General features: G+C 68.2%; 20 protein-coding genes. 13 read left to right on the forward strand and 7 right to left on the reverse strand.

Annotated features, from left to right (window positions below):
• Positions 1 to 85 precede the first annotated feature (85 nt).
• From GobsT_RS33625 to xerD, 5 genes are all read left to right on the forward strand, one after another.
• A complete protein-coding gene (locus GobsT_RS33625; RefSeq protein ID WP_241392849.1) occupies positions 86 to 688 on the forward strand; it encodes a peroxiredoxin-like family protein in 603 nt (200 codons plus the stop codon).
• Between the two features lie 80 nt (positions 689 to 768).
• Positions 769 to 2292 (forward strand): cytochrome-c peroxidase, encoded by a 1524-nt coding sequence (locus tag GobsT_RS33630; RefSeq protein ID WP_010044620.1) that lies wholly within the window; start codon positions 769 to 771, stop codon positions 2290 to 2292.
• A 112-nt stretch (positions 2293 to 2404) separates the two neighbouring features.
• The gene (locus GobsT_RS33635) at positions 2405 to 3142 is read left to right on the forward strand and encodes a YceH family protein (protein ID WP_010044614.1); all 738 of its coding nucleotides are present in this window, start codon (positions 2405 to 2407) and stop codon (positions 3140 to 3142) included.
• A 27-nt stretch (positions 3143 to 3169) separates the two neighbouring features.
• Positions 3170 to 3937 carry a hypothetical protein gene (locus tag GobsT_RS40190; RefSeq protein WP_010044613.1) on the forward strand — a complete coding sequence of 256 codons (768 nt, stop codon included), beginning with the start codon at positions 3170 to 3172 and terminating at the stop codon, positions 3935 to 3937.
• A gap of 3 nt (positions 3938 to 3940) precedes the next feature.
• A complete protein-coding gene (gene xerD / locus GobsT_RS33645) occupies positions 3941 to 4906 on the forward strand; it encodes a site-specific tyrosine recombinase XerD (protein ID WP_010044612.1) in 966 nt (321 codons plus the stop codon).
• 58 nt (positions 4907 to 4964) lie between these two features.
• On the opposite strand, the gene GobsT_RS33650 is transcribed toward xerD, so the two are convergent.
• The 6 genes from GobsT_RS33650 to miaB form a co-directional block, all read right to left on the reverse strand.
• Positions 4965 to 5939, reverse strand: coding sequence for a hypothetical protein (locus GobsT_RS33650; protein WP_010044611.1), 975 nt, complete (start codon positions 5937 to 5939; stop codon positions 4965 to 4967).
• A 158-nt stretch (positions 5940 to 6097) separates the two neighbouring features.
• On the reverse strand, positions 6098 to 9316 hold the full coding sequence (glnE, locus tag GobsT_RS33655; RefSeq protein ID WP_010044608.1) for a bifunctional [glutamate--ammonia ligase]-adenylyl-L-tyrosine phosphorylase/[glutamate--ammonia-ligase] adenylyltransferase: 3219 nt from the start codon (positions 9314 to 9316) through the stop codon (positions 6098 to 6100).
• A 295-nt stretch (positions 9317 to 9611) separates the two neighbouring features.
• Positions 9612 to 10004, reverse strand: coding sequence for a hypothetical protein (locus tag GobsT_RS33660; RefSeq protein WP_010044605.1), 393 nt, complete (start codon positions 10002 to 10004; stop codon positions 9612 to 9614).
• Between the two features lie 2 nt (positions 10005 to 10006).
• Positions 10007 to 11005, reverse strand: coding sequence for a hypothetical protein (locus GobsT_RS33665; RefSeq protein ID WP_148087969.1), 999 nt, complete (start codon positions 11003 to 11005; stop codon positions 10007 to 10009).
• Positions 11006 to 11017: 12 nt separating this feature from the next.
• On the reverse strand, positions 11018 to 11392 hold the full coding sequence (locus tag GobsT_RS33670) for a hypothetical protein (protein WP_148087970.1): 375 nt from the start codon (positions 11390 to 11392) through the stop codon (positions 11018 to 11020).
• Between the two features lie 51 nt (positions 11393 to 11443).
• Positions 11444 to 12931 carry a tRNA (N6-isopentenyl adenosine(37)-C2)-methylthiotransferase MiaB gene (gene miaB / locus GobsT_RS33675; RefSeq protein ID WP_071529318.1) on the reverse strand — a complete coding sequence of 496 codons (1488 nt, stop codon included), beginning with the start codon at positions 12929 to 12931 and terminating at the stop codon, positions 11444 to 11446.
• A 192-nt stretch (positions 12932 to 13123) separates the two neighbouring features.
• On the opposite strand from miaB, the gene gnd reads away from it, so the two are divergent.
• The 3 genes from gnd to GobsT_RS33690 all read left to right on the forward strand — a co-directional run bounded on the left by gnd (position 13124) and on the right by GobsT_RS33690 (position 16086).
• On the forward strand, positions 13124 to 14596 hold the full coding sequence (gene gnd, locus GobsT_RS33680) for a decarboxylating NADP(+)-dependent phosphogluconate dehydrogenase (RefSeq protein ID WP_010044592.1): 1473 nt from the start codon (positions 13124 to 13126) through the stop codon (positions 14594 to 14596).
• A 299-nt stretch (positions 14597 to 14895) separates the two neighbouring features.
• Positions 14896 to 15588, forward strand: coding sequence for a class I SAM-dependent methyltransferase (locus GobsT_RS33685; RefSeq protein WP_010044589.1), 693 nt, complete (start codon positions 14896 to 14898; stop codon positions 15586 to 15588).
• 15 nt (positions 15589 to 15603) lie between these two features.
• Entirely contained in the window at positions 15604 to 16086 is a 483-nt protein-coding gene (locus GobsT_RS33690; RefSeq protein WP_010044587.1) for a hypothetical protein, read from the forward strand.
• 50 nt (positions 16087 to 16136) lie between these two features.
• Here the strand turns inward: GobsT_RS33690 and GobsT_RS33695 are convergent, their stop codons facing one another.
• Positions 16137 to 16730, reverse strand: coding sequence for a hypothetical protein (locus GobsT_RS33695; protein ID WP_010044584.1), 594 nt, complete (start codon positions 16728 to 16730; stop codon positions 16137 to 16139).
• 275 nt (positions 16731 to 17005) lie between these two features.
• Here GobsT_RS33695 and rpmI point away from each other — a divergent pair, with 275 nt between their 5' ends.
• From rpmI to GobsT_RS33720, 5 genes are all read left to right on the forward strand, one after another.
• A complete protein-coding gene (rpmI, locus tag GobsT_RS33700; RefSeq protein ID WP_010044582.1) occupies positions 17006 to 17212 on the forward strand; it encodes a 50S ribosomal protein L35 in 207 nt (68 codons plus the stop codon).
• 56 nt (positions 17213 to 17268) lie between these two features.
• Positions 17269 to 17640: a 50S ribosomal protein L20 gene (gene rplT, locus GobsT_RS33705; protein ID WP_010044580.1), complete on the forward strand. Its 372-nt coding sequence runs from the start codon at positions 17269 to 17271 to the stop codon at positions 17638 to 17640.
• 272 nt (positions 17641 to 17912) lie between these two features.
• Entirely contained in the window at positions 17913 to 19370 is a 1458-nt protein-coding gene (locus GobsT_RS33710) for a TIGR04222 domain-containing membrane protein (protein ID WP_081471979.1), read from the forward strand.
• Between the two features lie 206 nt (positions 19371 to 19576).
• Positions 19577 to 21319, forward strand: a complete 1743-nt coding sequence (locus tag GobsT_RS33715) for an Hsp70 family protein (protein ID WP_010049878.1) — start codon at positions 19577 to 19579, stop codon at positions 21317 to 21319.
• Positions 21316 to 22629 carry a hypothetical protein gene (locus GobsT_RS33720; protein ID WP_010049876.1) on the forward strand — a complete coding sequence of 438 codons (1314 nt, stop codon included), beginning with the start codon at positions 21316 to 21318 and terminating at the stop codon, positions 22627 to 22629. Before GobsT_RS33715 ends, GobsT_RS33720 begins: the two co-directional genes overlap by 4 nt.
• The last annotated feature ends 7 nt before the right edge of the window (positions 22630 to 22636 follow it).

Here is a 22636-nt window from a genome sequence, read left to right on the forward strand (position 1 = left end):
CACTCGTTTTGGTCTCTCGGGTCGAACCGACAGAGGCCGGGCTGGATCGTGGACGCAGGCGGGCGGTGCCGGAGCGTGTCAACAAATGCCCCCTGAAATTACCGCACCCGATGTAACGTTCCTTTGGCCGGACGGCACCCCCGTTCGGCTGTCGCAATTCTTCACGTCTGATGCCTTGCTGCTCGTGTTCCTCCGGCACCTGGCCTGAATCCCTTGTAATGCCCACCTCGGTGAGGTGGAAACCGCCCGTGACCGGCTCGCGGCACGCGGGTGCTCCGTGCTCGTCGTGGCCCAAGCCGAACCCGAGGTGCTGAAACGCTACCTGTCCCGCCAAGCACGATCTGTGCCGATCGTGTGCGATCCCACTCGCGGCGCGTACGCCGCGTTCGGGCTGGGGCGGACGACTTGGCTCACGTTCTTCAAACCGGCGGTGCTGTGGGGGTATTTCCGCGGCATGCTGCGCGGGTACGGGGTGAAGAAGCCCTACGTGGGCGAGGACGTGCTCCAGCTCGGCGGCGACTTCATCCTCTCGCGCGACCGTCACGTGATCTTCGCACACCGCTCAGCCGACCCGACCGATCGACCGGCGGTTGCCGATTTGATTGCGGCCCTGCCATCGGTTCCGCCGATCCCTCATGATCGGCCGCCCGATGCGCCCCGCGTTGACGGACCGGCGCGGGGAGAATAACGATACGGTAACCGCTAACGTCTCGTCCGCTGGCCTCGCCCCTTTCCAGCCCGCCCGGCCGCTCAGGAAAAGGATTGCCAATGACCTTTCGCACCTTGTTACCCGTCGTCGCGTTGCTCGCGGCCGCCGCGCTCGCGCTGCCGCGGTCGGCCGCGCAACCGGGCACCAAGACCGCACCGCCGCCCGGTACCCCGCCCGTCGAGGCGGCCGACTTCTTGCTCCCCGACGAGTCCAAGATGACGCCGTTCCGGGAGCGCGTGCCGATCGTCTTCGTGACCAGCAACCAGCCCGAGTGGAAAAGCCTCAAGGGCTTCTGGAGCGAGGGCACGCAGAACGCCGCCGACCCCACGTCCGGGGCCACGTTCGCGCAGAAGGTGGTCAAGATCAAGGTGCCGCTGGGGCTCACGCAGGCGCCGGTGGTGCCGGCGGAGAACCCGATGACGGCCGAGAAGTGGGTGCTGGGCAAGAAGTTGTACTACGACAAGATCCTCTCGACCGACGGCACCGTGGCGTGCGCGAGCTGCCACAGCCCGACGAAGGGGTTCGCGGACGGGCGGCGCACGTCCACCGGCATCAACAGCGCGCTCGGGCCGATCAACTCGCCGACGGTGTTCAACACCGCGTACAACCGGTTCCAGTTCTGGGACGGGCGCGGGTCGTCGCTCGAGGACCAGGCGCAAGGGCCGGTCGGTAACAACAAAGAAATGTTCGGCGGGAAGGGCGACCCGTGGGAAGAGGCGGTCGTCCGGCTCCGCGCCGACGCCGAGTACGTTAAGGCGTTCAACCGCGTGTTCGGCCACGCCCCGACCCGCGACGCCGCCGCGAAGGCCGTCGCCACTTACGAGCGCACGGTGCTGCTCGGCAACAGCCTCGACGACCGCGCTTACGCCCAGATGCGGGCGCGCGTGACCGAAGAGGAGAGCGGCAAGTTCGTGCTGAAGCCGGAGGACTACGCGACCGTGCTGAAGGCCGAACTGGCGGCCAAAGGTCCGGCCCTCAAAGACCTGGGCCTCGACCCCGAGAAGGACGCGGGCAAGGTAGACGAGGTCGGCAAGCGCATCCTGAACGGCCGCACGCTGTTCTTCGATAAGGCCCGTTGCACGAACTGCCACACCGGCGACACCTACACCGATCACGGGTTCCACAACCTCGGCGTCGGGGTGAAGGACGGCTCGCTGCCGCTGGACGAGTTCGGCCGGTTCGTCCGGCTCGCCACGGGCCACAAGGACCAGACGTTCGTGGGCGCCTTCAAGACGCCCGGCACCCGCGGGTTGCTGTGGACCGCGCCGTACATGCACTCGGGCGAAGAGAAGACCCTCGAAGAGGTGGTCGAGTTCTACGACCGCGGCGGGAACGTGAACCCGTGGCTGAGCGAGAAGATGCGTGACACCGCTGCCGAAGCGGCGTACGTCAAGGCCCGGGCCGAGGGCAAACCGGTCGACCCGGCGGTGAAGACGTTCGGCCCGTCCAAGAAGCCGATTATCCCGCTGAAGCTGAACCTTAGTGCGCAGGAAAAGGCCGACCTGGTGCTGTTCCTCAAGGCGCTGAACGGCGAACCGCTGGATCCGATCGTTGCCAACCCGGACGCCTTCCCGGGGCGGTAAAGGGGCCGTTCGGCACGACCGTCCGGTCTTTCCCGGCGGTCGTGAAATTGCTACAACGGTAGCCCACGGACACGTTCCGCGGGCTGCTTTCATCTTCACGGAGTCGGCCGGTATGTCTTCCGACGCGTCCCCCGCGCCCGAACAACCGCCTGCGCCGGCCTGGGTGCCGCTCTCCCCACTCGACCGCCGTATCCTCGGGGTCCTGATCGAGAAGCAGAAGACTTCCAAGAACTCGGACTCCTATCCGCTCACATTGAACGCGCTGGTTACCGGCTGCAACCAGAAGTCGAACCGCGACCCGGTGGTCGAACTCGACGAGATCGAGGTCGAGGACGGGCTGGAATCGCTCCAGGAGCGCGGGTTCGTGACCCGGATCGAGGGCGGCCGCACGGACCGCTACCGGCACGAGATGTACAACCAGTGGACGCAGTCCGGTCCCGGGATCGCCGTTCTCGCCGAACTGCTGCTCCGCGGAGCCCAGACCAAGGGCGACCTGCGTACCCGGGCGGCGCGGATGGCACCGATCGATACGCTCGACGCGCTCGAAGAGGTGCTCCACCCGCTGGTCGAACGGCGGCTGGTGGTGTACCTCACCGGCCCCGACCGCCGCGGGGCGGTCGTCACCCACGGGTTCCACACGGACGACGAGTTGAGCCGCCTCAAGGCCCTTCACGCCGGCGGCCCGGTGTCGATTTCTGATGCGGCAGCACCGGTGGCGCGTTCGGCGCCGCCGGGCATCGACGCGCGGCTGACGGCGGCGCTGGCGGAGATCGAATCGCTCAAGACCCGGGTCGCGGCTCTGGAGGCTCAGCTCGGAGCGCCACAAAAGCCGCCCACGTCGAACCCGTAACGCCGGTCCTCCGGACTCGCGGCGACCATGAACCCTGACAGCGACACGCTCTGGCGTGAGGGGGATGACCCCCTCGCACTCCTCGAAGACCTGTACCCGCCGAGCACGCTGGGCAGCGGCCAGCACCAGGTGCGCCAGTGCCGGCTGTACCTGATCGCCTGTGCGCGCCGCCAGTGGCAACGGCTCCCGGGCGTTTGCCGCGGGTTGGTCGAACTGGCGGAGTACTACGCCGACCGGCCGCGCGAGCGCGAGCCGTTGCGGGCCGCGCTGGAGCCGATCGCCGAAGGGCTCATGGGCTCCGACGGTGCGGAAGAAGATCTGGGCATCGCCGGGGCCGCGCTGGGGGCGGCCAAACGCACCTTACTCGGCCCCGATCATCTGAAACTCTCGGCCGATCATGCCGGCGGACGGGAACTCGAGCCGTCGGTGGGGGACGACGAGTGGCGCGGGCTGGCGGCGCTGGTGTACCTGCCGTTTATGTTGCAGACACCGCCGTTCCGGTGGGTGCCGCGGGAGCTGCACTCAACGGCTCTGCTCCGCGAGGTGTACTACAACCCCTACCGGTTCGTCCCGTTTCCGGCGGCCTGGCGCACCTCCGACGTTCTCGGTGTAGCCCGGGCGGTGTACGATTCAAACGACTTCGGCCAGATGCCCGTGCTCGGCGACGCCCTTGAGGACGCCGGGTGCGACAGCGCCGAAATTCTGAACCACTGCCGCCACGCGCCGGCCGAGTCTCACGCCCGCGGGTGCTGGGTGCTCGACCGAATCCTTAAGCGGGGGCAGAACCGGGGCTGACGGATGGGCTACTCTCAGTTACTGGCCGACATCGTCGCGTTCCGCGACTACATCCAGTCCGAACGCGGGCTGGCGGAGAACACCCTTCTCGCATACGGGCGTGACCTCGCCCGGTACGCCCACTGGGTGGAGCAGGTCCAACTCCCCGATTACACCCACCCGACGCTCAAGCACCTCGCGGCGTACGTCGCGTTCCTCCACGAAGAGCAACTCGCCGCGCCGAGCATCGCGCGGCACCTCGTCGCGCTCAAAATGTTCTACCGGTTCCTCCAACTCGAGGAACGTGCGTCCGCGACCACGGTGAACCTGCTCAGCTCACCGAATCTGTGGGAGCGGGTGCCGCAAGTGCTCCCGCCCCCGGCGGTCGAGACGCTGATCACCGCGCCGCAACCGGGCGACCGGTTCCACTTGCGCGACCGGGCGATGCTGGAGGTGCTCTACGCGACCGGGTGCCGCGCGTCGGAGGTGGTGAACCTGAAGCTCAACGACGTGTACCTGGATTCCGGGTTCTGTAAGTGTGTCGGGAAAGGGAGCAAGCAGCGGGTGGTGCCCCTGAACCGGCACGCGGTCACCGCTCTGAGGGCGTACCTGGGTGGCGGCGTTGACGAAGGCGGCCGCCCAGCGGCCGGTCCTGAGGTGGTGTTCACGAGCAAAACAGGCCGCCCGCTGACGCGGATCCACCTGTGGGCGCTGGTGAAGAAGTACTGCAAGCGCGCCGGGCTGCCCAAGACCGTGAGCCCCCACACGCTGCGGCACAGTTTCGCGACGCACTTACTGTCCGGCGGCGCGGACCTGCGCACCGTTCAGGAACTGCTCGGGCACGCGTCGATCGCCACCACGCAGATCTACACCCACGTCGACCGCGACCGGCTGAAGGCGCTGCACCGGCAGTTTCACCCGCGCGGCGGGGCGCAACCCAGCCCCCCTCCGCCGGCGCCACCTGGCAGCGAAACCCCACCCGCGGCATAAAAAGGCCGAGCCGGAGCGACTCGCTCCGGCTCGGCCTTCAGCCATTCATTGCCCGTAATCAGCCCTCGGGCGTGATCATCTTGCCGATGGTGTCACCGGTCACTTTGCCCTTCACAACCACGCTGTTCTTCTTGACGTCCGAGGTGATGGTCTTGAGGATCTCGCCGAGCGGTTTGGCCTTCGGCTCGAACGCGACCAGCGCCGGCACGAACCCGCCCACGTCCTTGATCACCTTGGCCAGAGCCGCGCCCATGTCCTCGGCGGCGTCCTCGTCCTTCATCCCGAACGTGACCTCAATGTTCACGTCCGCGGACACCCGCAGCACGATGCTCATCGTGTTCGTCTTCGGCAGCGCCTTCGCCAGCCCGCTCAGGTCGATCGGGTCGGCCGGCAGCTTGACCGAGTCCAGCTTGCCCTTCACCTGCGACACGGCGAACAGCGACGCCTTCTCGTCCAGGCCCTTGATCAGGGTGGTCAGCTCGGCCGCGATCGGCGCCTTCTTGGCGTCTTCGTTCTGCTTCAGCGCCGTGGCGATGATCTTCTTGTCGGTGCCCATGACCACGGTGCTGTCGTTGACCACGGTGCCGTAAGCCGGGTTCCCGTTCTCCGGCTGGAACTTGAACAGCGTGTTCCCGCCGTCCTTCACCACACTGAACTTGTCGCCGTCCTTCTTGGACGCGACCTCGGCCGCCTTGAGCAGCTTCTCGGGGTCGAACTTGCCGTGGACGACGACCAGCGCCTTGGTGTCGTCGCGGCCGGAGCCGGACATGCCGATCCAGACCTTCTCAATGTCCTTCATCGGGTCCAGGCCCATTTCCTCCAGGATCTTCTTGGCGTCCTGGCCGGCGAGCGCCTGCTTGATCTGTTCGAGCGCGTACTTCTTGATGACGTCGGCTTCGAGGATCTGCTTGAAGTTGACGTACGCGACGGTGTCGGCGTCGGCGGGGAGCAGCTTGTCCGGCTCGGCGGCACGGGCCGGTCCGGTGAGCGCGGCGCAGAGGGTCACCGCGAGGCCCAGGCGGGACAGACGCATTATGAGCTCCGATCCTTTTCGAGGTGGTGCGTGCCGGGCGGGCCGGTCACGGCGTATTCTACCCGACCCGGCCGGGGCCGGTTTCGAGCGATTTCACAAACCCCTACGGCACAGGGCGTGCCACTCTATCGGCTGAGAAGTTGGGACGGCAAGACCGATTACGCGCGGGCGCGGGCCAGCACCGCCGAGTACGCGGCGCGGACGCCGGCGGTGATCCGGGTGAACGCGGCCAGGAAATCGGCCGGCGCATCGAACCCGAGCCGGTGGGCGAGCTTCGCCCGCTCGCCCTCGGCTTCGGGGAGCTCGGTCAGCGGTCGGTCGGTGACGATCCGCAGCCGGGCCTCGACGAGGCGGAGGAAGGTGTACCCGTCGCGGAGCGCGGTCGCGTCCGGTTCGGGCAAGAGCCCGGCGGCGGCCAGCGCGTCGAGGGCGTCCCAGACGTTGGGTGCGAGCACCTCCGGGCGCTCGCGCCCGTGCTTGAGCTGGAGCAGTTGCACCACGAACTCGACGTCGGTCAGCCCGCCGGGGCCGCGCTTCAAGCTCCGCGGGCCGGCGGTCGATTCGAGCTTCTGGCGCATCGCCCGCACGTCCTCGACCACGTCCGGCCGCCACGCCGGGCCGAGCATCGCGTCCCGCACGACGGCGGTCACCTCCGCGGCGAACGCGGCGGCCCCGCGCACCACCCGCGCGCGGCCCAGCGCCTGCCGCTCCCACAACTGGCACGCGGACCCGGCGAAGTACCGGCGGAACTCCGCCAGCGGCAGAACGAGGCTCCCGGACTTGCCGGTCGGGCGGAGCCGCATGTCCACCTCGTACAGCCGCCCCCGCGGCCCGATGTGGCTCATCAGCTTGATGACGCGCTGGGCGAGTTCGGTGAAGTGCAGCCGGTTCGACTCGCCGCGCGAGGTAGTGCCGTCCGTTTCGTAGATGAGGAGCAGGTCGAGGTCGCTGTGGTAGCTGATCTCGCGCCCGCCGAGCTTGCCCAGGCCGAGCAGGACGTACGGGCAGGCTTCGTCCGCCCCGGTGCCGGAGGGCTTCCCCGGCGCGCCGAGCTTGGCCGTCACGGCCGGCTCGACCAGTTCTACCACCTGGTTGAGCAGCGTCTCGGCGATGTCGGAGAGGGCGGCCGTGTTCGCCCGGATGTCGGTTTTGTGGAGCAGGTCGGCGACGCCGATGCGTAGGAACTCCTTGTCCTGGAAGCTGTGCAGGATCGGGTCCGGGTCGGTGGCGCCGCGGAGCAGCTCCGTCAGCTCGGCGCGCAGGTCGTCGGCGGTGCGCGGCTGGTTCAGCACGAGCGAGTCGAGCAGTTCGTCCACCATCCCGGGGTTGTTGATCAGCAGCCCCGAGAGGAACGGGCTGCCGGCGCACAACTCGACGTACAGTTTCAGGCTCGGCGGGCTGATGCTGAACAGCTCCCACAGCACCGCCTTGGCGCCCAGCGAGGCGCTGACCCGCTCCAGGTTGGTGAGCGCCTCGTCCGGGTCCGGGCGGCTCGCCACCGCGCGCAACAGGGCCGGGGCGATGCTCGCGAGGAAGTGCCGGCACCGCCGCGCGGACAGGAAGGGCACGCTCTCCCGCGCCAGGCCCGAGAGGTTCGCGAACGCCTTCGGCACATCGCGGAACGGGTAGCGGCCGAGCACCGCGCGCACCGTGTCGGGGTCCGGGTCGGGGTGAAGGATCAAGTCGGCTTCGGGCTCGGTGTGCCCGTTTTCGCCGGGGAACGACTGGTGCAACAGGTGGTTCAGGATGGCGCGGTCGAGCGCGGTCTTGTCCTGGAGGTCCTTCAGGAACTGGTCGAGCGGGTCGACCAGCAGGTCGCGGGTGTCGAGCGGCGGCAACTCGGCCTCGTCGAGCGGCGAGCGCCGCTGTGCGGCGAGCGTGGAGCCCGGCGCCCGGAGTTCAGACTCCGGCGCGGGCGGCTCCTCGGGCTTCTTGCTTTCGCCCCGGGCGCCGGCCCCGGGGGCTCGCGCGGGTTCGGCGTAGCCCATCCGGCGGGCGAGTTTGCGCAGCTCGTCCCCCCCGGCCGGGAGCTTGTGCGTTTGCAGGTCGAACAGCAGTTGCAGCCGGTGCTCGGTCTTGCGCAGGAAGCGGTACGCGTCCGCGAGGATGTACGTCTCCTGGGGGTTCAGGCACCCGGCGATTTCGAGCGCTTCGAGGCCGAGCAAGGTGTTCCGCTGGCGCACCGCCGGCAGGTCGCCGCCGTTGAGCAACTGGAGGAACTGCACCGTGTACTCGATGTCGCGGATGCCGCCGCGCCCGGTCTTCACGTCGCGCGGGAAGTCCGCGTCCTGGAGCTGGGCGCGCTGGGCCTTCTGCTCCATCTGGCGCTTCAGCGCCTTCACCTCGTTGATCTCGGCGAAGCTGAAATACTTGCGGTACACGAACGGCTCGATGGCGGACAGGAAGTCGCGCGCCAGCCCCGCGTCGCCGCCGACGTGCCGCAGCTTGATGAGCGCCTGCCGCTCCCAGGTGCGGCCCATCGTGTCGTAATAGCTCAGCGTGCTGGCGATCGACCGGGCGAGCGGGCCGCGGTTGCCCTCGGGGCGCAGCCGCAGGTCGATGCGGTACGCCTGCCCGCGGTCGGTGTGGCTGGAGAGCAGCCGCACCACGTCTTTAATGACGCGGTCGAAGAATTCGGCGTTGGTGACCCCGGAGCGGCGGTTGGTTTCGCCGTCGAGGTCGTACACGAACATCAGGTCGATGTCGCTGGAGTAGTTCAGCTCGTCCCCGCCGAGCTTCCCGAACGCCAGCGCGGTGAGCTTGGCCGGGCGCCCGGCCGGGGTGAGCGGGGTGCCGAACCGCGCGCCGACGGTGCGGGCCGCGTGCTGCATCGCGACCTCAATGGAGGCGTCGGCGAGGCGCGATAACTCGCGGGTGATCTCCTCCAGCGGGCGGTCGCGGATCACGTCGCCGATCCCGATGCGGAGCGTGTGCCGGTCGCGGAACCGGCGGAAGGCGCGGAGCACCCCGGGGTCGTCGCCGGCGGCCTCGATCTCGGCCCGGAGCTGCGCGGTCAGTTCCGCCGTGGTGGGGTTGCGGCGCGGGACGTGGAACACGGTACTGAGGAACTCGGGGTACGCCGCGAGGGCGTCCGCGAAGAACTGCGAGGTGGCGAGCAGCAGGAGGGTGGCGTCGAGTTCGCGGGCGCGGTTCTCGAGCAGCGCGGGCAGGTGCGATTGGGCTTCGGACCGGGCAAAAAGGCGCTCGAGGTTATTGAGCGCCATGTCGGGGTCGGGCGCGCGGGGCAGGAGCCGCCCGAGCGGGGGAAACAAGGCTGCTGCCCGCTCGCCGAGGTGCGACGCGAGCGAGGCGAGGTTGCGGCGCCCGCGGTCGGTGTCGCGGACGGCCTTCAGGATGGTGTCTTCGGGTGCCGGCATGAGGTAGATGATAGCCGCCGAACGGAGTTCGGTGGGAGCGGGTAACTCCCGACGGATTGCCACTATCTACCCAGATGGCACCGCCCTCGGTCCTGGTCGTATTGAAGGGTTGTGCCGAACATGACGGCGCGATGCGGTGGTAGCAGTGTACCAGCGAACCGCCAGCTCCGGACCGGTCGGACGCCCGCGAATGTCCCGTCGGTGCCCCGCCCGTTGCGACCGAGCGGCACTGTAACGGGGGTTACAGCGCCATCTGGGTCCGCGCTGGTCGCTGGTCACTCGGGTCGCGGCTGGCTCACTTCGTGTCTGGGGGCACTTGAACTGCAATTCCGCGCAGGAGCATGCGCTGGACGGCCGCGACAACCTCTTGAGCTGCGGCAAGCGCCTCGTCCGCAAGTTGGACTTCGCCATCGGGCTGCTTGGCGATTTCGGCCCGCTTCGCAACGTCGGCTACGCTCAAATTGCTTACCTGCTCGATGCGATGCCGGACTTGCGTTTCGAGTGCGTTCTGCGAGCCGTCCGACGGGGCGCTGAACTCACCCGCCGTGCTGATTTGCGGCGCCTGCTTCGGCGCGGTCGCAATGCCCTGTCTGATGAGCTTCACGAGATCGTCAAACACCACTGGATCGGGCCGCCCTTCGGCAGGCACGAGTCGGAGTTCGAATTTCTGCTTCGCGTCTTCGGCCACGATTACACCTCGGCCGGCACGAGTGCGGGTAGGAGTGAATTGAACTGATCGAGCGTGAGTCGGGAGCCGCTTCGGACGATGTAATAGCGGTTTAGCACGTGAAACAGGTTCACGAGATCGTCTTCTAGCATCTTCTCGGTGGCCCGTTCGCACGCAAACGCCTCGACTACGAGTTCGGTCCATTGCGGAATGTGGCTTGCTACGGGCCAACCTTTCGGCAAACCTTCCGGCCACAGGGGACCAAACACCCCGGGCGAAACGGGCGTGTCGTCGTCCCAGCGCTGAGCCTCGGCGAGTTGAGATAGGTGGTCGAAGTCGCGACGGATAGCGGGCGTCACGCTGAACCCTGCCGCCTCAGCCGCTTTCATTGCTGCGTAATCTGCTGACCTCGTAGTAAAGCGCGTTGTAAATTGATTCGTATCGGCGGTGTGTGCGACGTGCCACACAGTGCGAACGAGGAGGTAACCGCCCGTCGGATACTCGGCCTGCCCCAGTTTATCGAGGTTCGTCCAACCAGCCGTTGCAATGTGACTAATGTCCTCTCGGATGGCAGCAAACGATTGAGGCAATTCTGCCGCGTCTGCCGCGTCGCTCGCGACGTCGAGGACATCCATCAGGACACGGGAATGCTTCAACCAACGCGGTTGGTCGATTCGTACATACAGTGGAAGCACACGCCAAGCGCACCGAACCGCAAATGCGACCCGCGCCCAGCGGGGCAACACCGCGATTTCTTCTTCGGTCGGCAATATAGGCGGATTCTTGTACTCTCGTCCCGCTGGGCAAAAGCCTATGAGAAGGTCAAGCGTATCGCCGATTGCATCGTCGGCCTCTTCGCTGTAATCGGGTGCTTGTCGGAGTTCTTCTTGAAGCCCGATGATGTCGTCGTAGATCGCCCGTGTCAGACGACCGGACGCAAGTTCAACGCGTACCAACGCATCAAGCGCGGTCCACGGTCGTTCGGAAAGGGCGGCAGTACGAAGCACATTGAGGGTAATCATAATCCACCGCTCCTACTGTACTGGCCGCCACAGGTCGCGAGTATCGGCCAGTTCCTTTTGAAACTGGCCGAGTGTGCAAGTCGTGGCCGGTTGAATCAGGCAGTGCGGCGGGCGATCCGGATTCGCCATGAGTGTGGACCCGAGGTCGTCGGATTCGATCTCAAAGATCGCCTCACCTGGATTGGCTCGAAGCTGCTTTACGTCTTGTGATGTGGACAGACCCTCGCCTGGTGAAATGACATCCGCATCGTTCACCGCTCCAACATCCGGCAGCCGACGCGGGTCCTTGTTGGTCGGGTCCGTTGGGCGCACACCGAGCATGTTTCGCCTCGTGCCGATAAGGGGTTTCCCACCGGCATCCACTTTCATCACGCGGTACAACTTCACGGGCGACGCGCTCCGACGGTTCGCGGTCGCACCCTATTGTACGTCGCCTTCTCACACAAGCGGAAGTGAGAAGCGGTCCGGGCGCGCCGGCGGCACGCCCCGGCTCGCGCGCGAGGGATCGGCGCCCGTCGTGCCCACGACTTCGTCCAGTTGCACGTCCCCGTACAGCGTGAACGGCGAGGCGTCCGTAACGGTCACCTTCACCGTTTCGCCGATCAGGCGTTCCGTGCCGTCGAACACGACGATATGGTCCGCCATGCTGCGCCCGGTCAGTTGCATCGTCGCGCCGCGCTCGCGGTTCGACTGCTCGCGCCGGCTCGGCCCCTCCACCAGCACCTCGACCACCCGGCCGACCTGGGCGCGGTGGTCGAGCCGGCTGTTCTCGTTCTGCACCGCGAGCAGGTCGTTGTTGCGGCGCTTCTTCACCTCTTCGGGCACGTCGTCGGGGTAGCGTTCCGCCGCCTTGGTGCCGCCGCGCTCGCTATATTTGAAGATGAACGAGTTCTTGAACCTGGCTTCGCGCACCAGCTCCATCGACTTCTGGAAGCTCTCCTCCGTTTCGCCGCAGAACCCCACGATGAAGTCCGAACTGACCGACACGCCGGGGACCAGTTCCCGGCACCGCGCCAGCATCTCCATGTAGTACGCGGCCGTGTAGCTGCGCTTCATGCGCTTCAGCACCTCGTCGCACCCGGACTGAACCGGCACGTGCAGGTACTTCACCACCTTGGGCAGGTCGCGGACGGCGTCGAGCAGGTCGTCGGTCATGTCCTTCGGGTAGTTGGTCACGAACTTGATCCGCTCCAGCCCCGCGACGTCGTGCATCCCCGCGATCAGGTCCGAGAGGCGCGTGCGCGTGTCGCCGCTCTCGTAGACGTAGCTGTTGACCGTTTGCCCGAGGAGCGTGACCTCTTTACACCCCTGATCGACCAGTTGGCGGACCTCGTTCCAGATGTGCTCCGGCGGGCGGCTCTGCTCCGGGCCGCGCGTCGAGGGGACGACGCAGTAGGTGCAGAACTTGTCGCAGCCGATCTGGATGCGCACGTACGCCTGGAACGGGGTCGGGCGCATCGACGGGTCGCGGGCCGGGTCGTAGCTCACGAAGCTCGCTTCCACCTCGTTCCGGCCGCCGTCGGCGCGCCCGAGGCTGACCGCCAGTTGCGGCTCGCGGGTCGCCCGGACCTTGTCCACCAGATCGGGGACGGCCCCGAGTTGCCCCGTCCCGACGACCATGTCCACGTAGGGGGCGCGTTTGCGGATCGCGTCCTGGTCCTTCTGCGCCATGCATCCCAGCACGCCGATCACGGCGCCCGGCTTGTCGCGCTTCACCAGCCGCACGCGGCCGAGCGCGGAGTAGGTTTTGTCCTCGGCGTGCTCGCGGACGGAGCAGGTGTTGAAGAGCAGCACGTCGGCGGCGGCGGGGTCGTCGGTTAGGTCGTACCCGCGCTTGCGGAGGGCGCCGATGACCAGCTCGCTGTCGAGCACGTTCATCTGGCAGCCGACGGTTTCGATGTAGACTTTTTGCGACATTGGTTGCATGCCAGGGGTCGGGGCTACCGGTATGAAACGGGCCGGCCCGGTGTTGGTGATTCAGTGAAGGATACGGGGCGCGGGGGGAAGGTTCAAAGGCGCAACGCGCCCGCGATCTTCGCGCGGAACCTGGGTTCCGCGCCCCCGGTCGCTAAAATGTGCCCGCCGCAGTCTCCTCACCACCCAACTCGGGGCTCCGCAATGGCTAACGCCACCGCCGACATCGGGCTCATCGGGCTCGCCGTCATGGGCGAGAACCTGGTCCTCAACATGGAGTCGCACGGCTTCACGTGCGCCGTGTACAACCGCACCACCGCCAAGGTCGACGAGTTCGTCAACGGCCGCGGGGCGGGCAAGAAGTTCGTCGGCGCGCACTCCCTCAAAGACTTCGTCGCCAGCATCAAGCGGCCGCGCAAGATCATGATGATGGTGAAGGCCGGCAAGGCCGTGGACGACACCATCGAGAGCGTGCTCCCGTACCTGGAGGCCGGCGACATCCTGATCGACGGCGGGAACACCCACTTCCCGGACACCTCGCGGCGGATGAAGAGCCTCAAGGAGAAGGGCATCCGGTTCATCGGCTCGGGGGTGTCCGGCGGCGAGGAGGGCGCGCTCAAGGGGCCGAGCATCATGCCGGGCGGCGAGGAGTCCGCGTGGCCCGAGGTGAAGCCCATCTTCCAGGCCATCGCCGCGAAGGTGAAGGACACCGACGGCAGCGAGGCCGCGTGCTGCGACTGGGTCGGGCCGGAGGGGGCCGGGCACTTCGTGAAGATGGTGCACAACGGCATCGAGTACGGCGACATGCAGCTCATCTGCGAGTCGTACAACCTGCTCAAGGACCTGTGCGGGATGGCCCCCGCCGAGATGAGCCAGGTGTTCGGCAAGTGGAACAAGGGGGTGCTCGACAGCTACCTGGTCGAGATCACCACCGACATCCTCGCGTTCGTCGACCCCGAGACCGGCAAGCCGATGGTGGACGTGATCCTCGACACCGCCGGCCAGAAGGGCACCGGGAAGTGGACCGTGGACAGCGCCACCGAGAACGGCGTCCCGCTGACGCTGATCGCCGAGGCGGTGTTCAGCCGGTGCCTGTCGGCCCAGAAGGCCGAGCGCGTGGCCGCGGCGCCGCTGCTGGCCGGCCCGACCGCCCAGCCGGTGGCCGACAAGGCGCAGTTCGTCGCGGACGTGGAGATGGCGCTGTACGCCGCGAAGATCGTGAGCTACGCCCAGGGCTACGCGCTGATGGCCGCCCAGGCGAAGGCCAACGGGTGGACGCTGAACAACGGCGGCATCGCGCTCATGTGGCGCGGCGGGTGCATCATCCGCAGCGCGTTCCTCGGCAAGATCAAGGAAGCGTTCGACAAGAACCCGTCGCTGGTGAACCTGCTGGTGGACCCGTACTTCGCGGGCGAGCTGGGCAAGGCACAGGCCGGGTGGCGGCGGGTGGTCGGGGCGGCGGCGGCGAGCGGCATCCCGCTGCCGGCGATCTCCAGCGCGCTGGCGTACTACGACGGCTACCGCACGGCCCGGCTGCCGGCGAACCTGCTGCAAGCGCAGCGCGACTACTTCGGGGCGCACACCTACGAGCGCCTGGACAAGCCGCGCGGCGAGTTCTTCCACACCAACTGGACCGGCCGCGGCGGCACCACCACCAGCAAGGCCTACAACGTGTGAGCGGCGAATCGGCGGGTGCTCGCGGCTTCGTTTCGGCCCACACGGGCCTCGTGTTCACGAAGACGAATTTGACGGGATCGGCGGGATGAACCGGATCAAGACCGATCGATTTGAAAGCCGGTTCATCCTGTAAATCCTGTCAAATTCGTCTTGGCTCCTCCATCGAACGTTGGTGCCACACGGCCCGCCTTTGGCCGGCAGTGGCACCCGGGCGGATGTCATTCAGACACGCGCCCCAGTGCCTTCGCGATTGCCCTGCGCTCTGGCTTCTCCCGACCGACGTTGTAACATCACCCCGGATGCCGCCGCGATTTCATTGCACCCCGCCGGAAGCCGTCGCCGAAACCGTTCGCGAAACGGTGTTCGTCGATGATTACACGTTCCGCATCGACCGCCCCGCCGAGGGCGATAAGCTGCTCGACCACCCGTGGTGCCGGTCCGCCTACGCGGCGGACGACTACGTCCCGTACTGGCCGACGCTGTGGCCCAGCGCGCGGATGCTCGCGAAGGCGGTGCTGCGCGAGCCGTGGGACACGTACCCGCAGCCCGTGGAGGTGTTGGAGATCGGGTGCGGGCTAGGGCTGGCGGGCGTGGCGTGCCTGGCGAAGGGGCTTCAGGTCACGTTCTCCGACGTGGACGAAACGGCCCTCACCTTCGCGGCGCGGAACGCCCGGTTGAACGGCTTCAGCCGCGGGTTCACGACGCGGCCCGTTGACTTCCGCTGCCCGCCCGACGACGAGAAATACGGCGTCGTGATCGGGTCGGACCTGATGTACGAGGAGCGCCTGGTGGAGCCGCTCGTACACCTCCTGGAGTCGGTTCTCGCGCCCGGGGGCGTGTGCCTGATCGCCGACCCGGACCGGCTTCCCGCCCGCGTGTTCCGGTGGAAGCTCGAAGAGGCGGGGTACAGCGTGACGCCCGATTTCGCACGGGCCGGCGAACCCGGGGGCGAGCGCACCAAGGGCACCATCTACCGCATCCGTCGTATCTAAACTCCAGAGCCGCCCATGCTCGCACCGAACAACGGGGACGAGTTCCCCGCGTTCCCTCCGCCCCACCAACTGGAGCCGCACGAGCGGTACGAGTTGCTCCTGCGGGCGGTCCGGTATCTGCTGACCCGTCACATCTCGTTCACGCAAATCGAAGCCGCCCTTGTTGCCGGGGGCGTGCCCTCTGAAGTGGCCGAGCAACTGGTCGAACTCGTCGTGCAGAACCTGCAGGGGCTGTCTCCCGCGGCCGACGCGTTCGACGCCGTTGAAGTGCCGCCGGTCGCGCTGGCCGCCCTCGGGTTCGTGCCCGATATGAACGCGATCCCGCCGGAGTCGCTGCTCGCGGTGGCCCAGGGGGTCGCACCGGCTCCCGATTTCGCGTTCGTGAAGCGGCCCTCGTTCCGGGCCACGCGCCACGGAACGCCCCGCGCGGTGCTCCTCTTAACGGCGGCCATCGTGAGCGCCGTCGTGCTCGTGCTGGTGCTCCTCGCACGGGGCTAACCGCGGCGAGCAGCGGCGAACGGACGACCGGAAGGGCGACGACCGGTGAGCTACTTTTGGGCCGGCTTGCCGAGCTCGAACGACTGGAGCACCCAGACGTCCTTGCCGTTGTCGGTCATCCGCACGAGGCCGACGTTCGGTGCGTACCACGCGGAAACGATCCGTTGCCCATTAGCCTGGGTTTGCGCGAGGTCGACCCGGACGGCGTCGAACGTTCCGGCCGCGACCGTGATTTTCTCGAGCGCCGCGATGGTTCCGGTGCCCTCCGCACCGCTGGTTTTGACTTCCCAGGTGGTGCCCACCCGGACCGGCGACTGGAGAAAGACGAGCGGCGCGTTGAACGTTCCGCTGCCCAGGCCCAGCCGGGCGAGGCCGCCGTCGGTCACCTGCATCACGTCGTTCACGGCGTTGACGCCTTGCCCGTTCGGGGCCACGACCGTCACCACCTTGGCGCCCTTCACGTCCTTCGAGTCCTCCACCCGGTCGATGATCAGGGTGCAGTCGGTGTAGACCCACTTCGTGCCCGGCACGAGCGGGTAGTAGTACACCGGCTCCGGGGTCCTCATCAGGTGCTTGGGCACCGGGGCGGCCGCGCCGGACGGGACAACGGCGAACGCGGCGAGCAGGACAGCGAATCGGCTCACGGGGCATCTCCGGGTGGAGCGGGAGGGTCGCTTCGTCCCACATGGTAACCCGCCGCGTTTGGCGCCGCCAGTGGCCCCTTTTCGCCCCGCGTCACACTCCCTACAATCGCAGTTCCGAGTAATTCCGGCCGAGGCGACGGGCGTCCCGGCCGACGCGAACGACCCGCCTCGGACCGCGCGCCCTTTGGGAGCCGGCGAGGGTCGTTAACCGAGTGCCGCGGGGAACCAAGTCGGGGCCGTCCGAGCCCCGCTCCCGAGCACGGAGCTGTCGAGTCATGGCCACCAAGAACAAGACGAACAAGAGCGTCAAGAAGCGGATCCGCGTGACCGCCACCGGCAAGCTGAAGTACGGCAAGGTCGGCCGGCGCCACTTGAACGCCCACATCAAGACCAAGCGGAAGCGTCAGCTCCGCAAGGCCGGGATCATCGGCGACCGCCCCCGGGTGCAGAAGAAGTACAAGATCGCCCTCGGCGTTCTGTGAGTTGTTGCTCACCCGCACTCTTGTCTCATCGGCATTCTTACACCAGGGGTTAGGTCATGGTTCGCGCTCGTAGTAAGGCTACAACCGCTCGTCGCAAGAAGCGGCTCCGCAAACTCACTAAAGGCTTCCGCCTCGGCCGGCACAACCTGTTCCGGATGGCGAAGACCACGCTGCTCCGCGCCCGCACGTACGCGTTCCGCGACCGCAAGGCGAAGAAGCGCGAGTACCGGCGGATCTGGATCGTCCGCATCAACGCCGCCTGCCGGATGCGCGGCATGCGGTACAGCGAGTTCATTCACGGCCTGCAACTGTCGCACATCGCGCTCGACCGCAAGTCGCTGTCGGAGATCGCGATCCACGACCCGGCCGCGTTCGACAAGCTGGTCGAGATCGTGAAGGCCACCCTCGCCGCCAACGCGCCGAAGTAAATTCAGAAGAGAGATTGGCCGCAAAAAAGCACAAAGGGCACAAAAGGGAACCGAAGGCGAAGACAGATAAAGTGTTGAACTCACTCTTCTGTCTTCGTCTTCGGTTTCCTTTTGTGCCCTTTGTGCTTTTTTTGCGGCCAATCTCTTCTATGGCTTTGTCTTCCCAACGTCTCTTGCGCCCACCCCTCTTCTTGTGTTCTTCTTGAACGCCCCAGGTCCGCGAGCGAAGTACACTGTGAGTAGAACGCACTTACTTCCTTCGGGGCAATCTCATGTCTCGCCCTTTGGTCCCGGCTGACGCGGAACTGCTCGGGCGGCTCCTCGCGTTTGACATCGACGGCGGCGCGGTCGCGCTACCGTTTGCCGCCCGACTCGCCCGCGAGCACGGTTGGTCACGCTCCTATGCCGAGCGCGTCATCGAAGAGTACAAGCGGTACGTCTTTCTGGCCGCCACAACCGGCTTCAAAGTGTGCCCGTCCGAGGACGTTGACGCCGCGTGGCACCTGCACCTCACGTACACCAAGTCTTACTGGCAAAGGCTCTGCGGCGAGTTGATCGGCCGCCCGCTGCACCACGAGCCCACGACGGGCGGACCGGCAGAGGGCGATAAGCACCTGGCGATGTACACCGCCACACTCGACGCTTACGAGCGGGCGTTCGGGCGCACCCCGCCGGCGGACGTGTGGCCCGGCGCGGACGCGCGGTTCGGCGACGACACCCGGCACCGCGTCGTCAACACCGCCCGGAACTGGGTCATCCCGAAGGCCCCCATCAAGCGGGCCGCAGGCCTGGCTGCAGGGTTCGCGCTGGTCGCGGTCCTGCTGCCGGGGTGCGACGACTCGTTCAACCCGTTCGCGCTAAAACGCGCCGACATTCTCTTCCCCCTCGTGCTGGCGCTCGTCGCAGCCGTGTGCGGCGGGCGGGTGATCCGGTCGGTGCTGCGCACCCCGAACGCGACGCCCGGGGACGACGCCGTTGTGCTGAACTGGGCGCAGACCGCGTACCTCGGCGGCGGGACGGAGCGGCTGACGACCGCGGCGCTCGCGCGGGTCGTCGGCCGCGGGCTGGCGGAAGTCGCTCCGGACGGCAAGACCCTCTGCGCGGTCGGCCCGGCGCCGGAGGACGCGAGCGCGGTGGAGCGCGCGGTCCTCGGTTCGCTGCCGGTGTCGAACGAGGTGACCGCCCTGAAGCCGGTGGAACTGGCCGTGGGGGCCGCGTTCGCTCAGGAAGCCGAGCGGCTCGCGCGCGACGGCGTCACCCTCCCGGTGGCGCGAAAGGTTCGCATCGCGCTGGCCTCGCTGCTCCCGTTCGCGCTGGTCTATTTGTGCCTCGTGCTCCCGCAGTTCGTTTTCGCGGCGTGGGCCGGCCGACCGACTTTTTACCTCCTGATCACGTCGGTTGTGGGCGGGGTGGCCGGACTGGCCGTCCTGCTGTCCGGCTCGCTCCGCCTCACCAACCGCGGCCGGGCAGTGCTTGCGACGCAGAAGGAGCGCCACGAAGCGCTGAAGGCCGCGGCGCGGTGGGAGAGCACTGGCGACGCGGGGATGGCGGTGGCGCTGTTCGGAACGGCCGTGCTGGCGGGCACCGCGGTCGCGCCGCTCCAGGCGTGGTACCCGCGGCAAACCGGTGAGGCGTCGCCGAGCGGGTGCAGTTCCGGGTGCGGATCGGGATGTGGCGGGGGCGACGGCGGCGGTGGATGCGGCGGCGGGTGCGGCGGGGGCGGCGACTGACCGCCGGCGGCGCACGCAGCGCGTTACGGACACGCTCACAGTGCCTTCCACTTTACGCACGTTCGACGTGCCGACTTGAGACAACTGGGTCTCCCGTGACTACCCGGACGGTTCTCGAACGGGTACGATAGCGCAGCAACTGAACCTCCGGCGGCGTGCGGCGGTCCTTCCGGTCGCCCTGCCTTGCGCTCCACGGACGCCCGCGAATGGACCCGGTCATCGGTATCGACCTCGGTACCACCAACTCCGCCGCCGCGTTCCTCACCGACGACGGCCCCGAGATCATCCCCAACGCGATCGGCGGCCGTCTCACGCCCTCCGTCGTCGGCGTGGACGAGCGCGGCGCGGTGCTGGTCGGCGCCGCGGCCAAAGAGCTGCAAGTGCTGAAGCCGGACCGCTGCGCGAGCCTGTTCAAGCGGTACATGGGCACCGACCGCAAGCTCACCGCCGGCGGGCGCGAGTTCACCCCCGAAGAGCTGTCGAGCCTGGTGCTGCGGGCGCTCAAGGCCGACGCCGAAGCGTACTTCAAGCGCCCGGTGTCGCGCGCGGTCATCACCGTGCCGGCGTACTTCAACGACCGGCAGCGCAAGGCGACCATCGCGGCGGGCCGGATCGCCGGCTGGGCCGTCGAGCGCATCCTGAACGAGCCGACGGCCGCGGCCATCGCCTACGGGTTCCACGACGCGGGGGCCGACAAGAAGCTGCTCGTGTTCGACCTGGGCGGGGGAACGTTCGACGTGTCGGTGGTGGAGCTGTTCGAGGGCACCCTCGAGGTGAAAGCGTCCAGCGGCGAGAGCGCGCTGGGAGGCGAGGACTTCACCCGGGCGCTGGCGGCGCGGCTCCTGGCCGCGCAGGGCGTGTCCTACGAGCAGGCGGAGGCCCGCACCCCGAAGCGCGTGTCGCGGCTGATCCAGCAGTGCGAGCGGGCGAAGTGCGCCCTCAGCCGCGAGGAAACCGTTACCGTTCGGGTGCCCGACGAGCACGGGGAGTTCGGCGCCGGGTGCGCGGAGGTGCCGGTCACGCGGGCGCAGCTCGACGCGTGGGTGTCGCCGACGCTGGCGCGGGCCGAGTTGCCCGTCCGGCGCGTGCTGGGCGACGCCCGGCTGACCCGCGACCAGATCGACGAGGTCATCCTGGTCGGCGGCGCGACCCGGATGCCGCTGGTGGTGAGCCGCGTCACCGAGCTGCTCGGGAAGGAGCCGCGCCGGCGCCTCAACCCGGACGAGGTGGTCGCGCTCGGGGCGGCGGTCCAGGCCGGGCTGGTCGGCCGCGCCGCCGCGGTCGAGGAGCTGGTGGTCACCGACGTGGCCCCGTTCACCCTCGGCGTCGAGGTGAGCAAGGACCTCGGCCCGGAGAGCCGCAGCGGGTACTTCGACCCGGTGATCGACCGCAACACGACGATCCCGGTGAGCCGCGTGAAGCGGTACTCGACCGTACACCCCAATCAGACGGCGATCAGCGTGCGCGTGTACCAAGGGGAGTCGCGCCGCACCGACGACAACCTGCTGCTCGGGGAGTTCGAGGTGCGGGGCGTCCCGCCCGGCCCGGCGCACCAGCCGGTGGACATCCGGTTCACCTACGACCTGAACGGCGTGCTCGAGGTCGAGGCCACGGTGGTCGCCACCAAGAAGACGACCTCGCACGTGATCGCGCGGCACGCCCAGGGCATGACGGAGGCGCAGGTGCGGGCCGCCGTGGCCGCGATGGCCAAGCTCAAAACGCACCCGCGCGACGAGGAGGTGAACCGGTTCGTGCTGCTCCGCGCCGAGCGCGCGTTCAAGGAGCTGCCGGCCGAGCTGCGGGACGCCCTGGGCCTGCTCCTCGACGGGTTCGAGGCCGCGCTCGGGAGGCAGGACCCGGCCGTCATCGCCCAGCACCGCGAAGAGCTGGAACGGTTCCTCGCGCTGTACGACCCGCAGACCGATGGGCCGAACGGAGACGCCCCATGACCGCCGACCCCCGCGCCCGGTGGGCCGAGCAGTTCGGAATCCCCGCCGACGCGCCCCCGGACGAGGCGGCGGCGGCGTTTCTGCGCAGCCTGCCGGCGGACCTGGTGCCCGCGCCCGTGCAGGCACTGGCGGCCGGTGAACTCGCCGGTGCCGAACTCCCGACCGGGCTGGAGGACGGGCGCGAGACGGCGCTCGATGCGGAGGTGGAAGCGTTCGCGGGGCGGTTCTGGTCGTTGCCCCCCGCCGAGCGGCTCTTGGAGTGGGACCGCCTCTCGCACCGCGGCGCGAACCCGGTGCGGCTGCGCGAACTCGAACCGGGGCTGGACGCGGCCTCCGCCGCGCTCGGCGACCCCGTTGCGGAGGAACTGGCCGAACAGTTCCGCACGCTGTTCGTGCTGCCGCCGCGGGCGCGGGCGATCCAGCGGGCGCAGTGGCTCCTCGCCCGCGCCGACGACATTGACCGGTGGCGGTCGGCGCTGCCGGTGGTGCAGCGCGACGCGCCGGCCCTGGTCGCGCTCGAGCCCCGGCTGCGGACCGCCCTCGACCCGGCGTTCGGCCCCGCCGCGCTGGCCGCCGGCGCCCGCGCGCCCACGGTCCGGGCGGGAGGGCCGGCTGGTTTTCACCCGCACGCGCACCAGTTCGGCGCGCACGAGCCGGCCGCGTCGCACGGAAGCCGCGGGGCGAACTGGCGGCAGGTCGCCAGCCCTGCTATCGGGATCGGCGTCATCCTGCTGCTCAAAGCCCTGCTCACCGGACCCACGGACGGCAAACGGCCGAGCGACGGCCCCTGGGTGCCGAACAGCTCGGTTCGAATGCCAACGTTTGAGAAGCCCCAGCGCCCGCTGTTTACCGTCGCCGAAGTGGCCGAGTTTCGCAGGTACGAACAGAGCCGTGGGTTCAAAGGGAACGACGCGCCGCCGCGTGACTATGCGGCCTGGATCGCCGCCGGCAAGCCGGAGCCGCTGCCGCCGATTGCCGACACCGGGCCGAAGCGTTCCGATGCGAAATTCACGGCGGAGGAGGTCGCCGCGTGCCAGTTATACGAGAGCGAGCACGCGCGTGACCGCTCCGCCGTCCGCCCGCCCATCTACGAAAGGTGGCTGAGCGCCGGCCGGCCGGAGGCGACCGACGGGCGCGAGCCCGGGCCGAACGAGGTCCGCGTGTACTTGGACGCGTTCCTGATCGCCGCATGTCAGCGGCACGAGCGCGTGAGCACCGCTCCCCCCTTTCGGTACGGCGACTGGGTCCGCGCCGGCCGGCCGACGAAACCAGGGTCCTACATCATCCCGCAGCAAACAACTTCACCGTAGCCCGCCC

The organism is Gemmata obscuriglobus (assembly GCF_008065095.1).
Classification (GTDB): Bacteria; Planctomycetota; Planctomycetia; order Gemmatales; family Gemmataceae; genus Gemmata; species Gemmata obscuriglobus.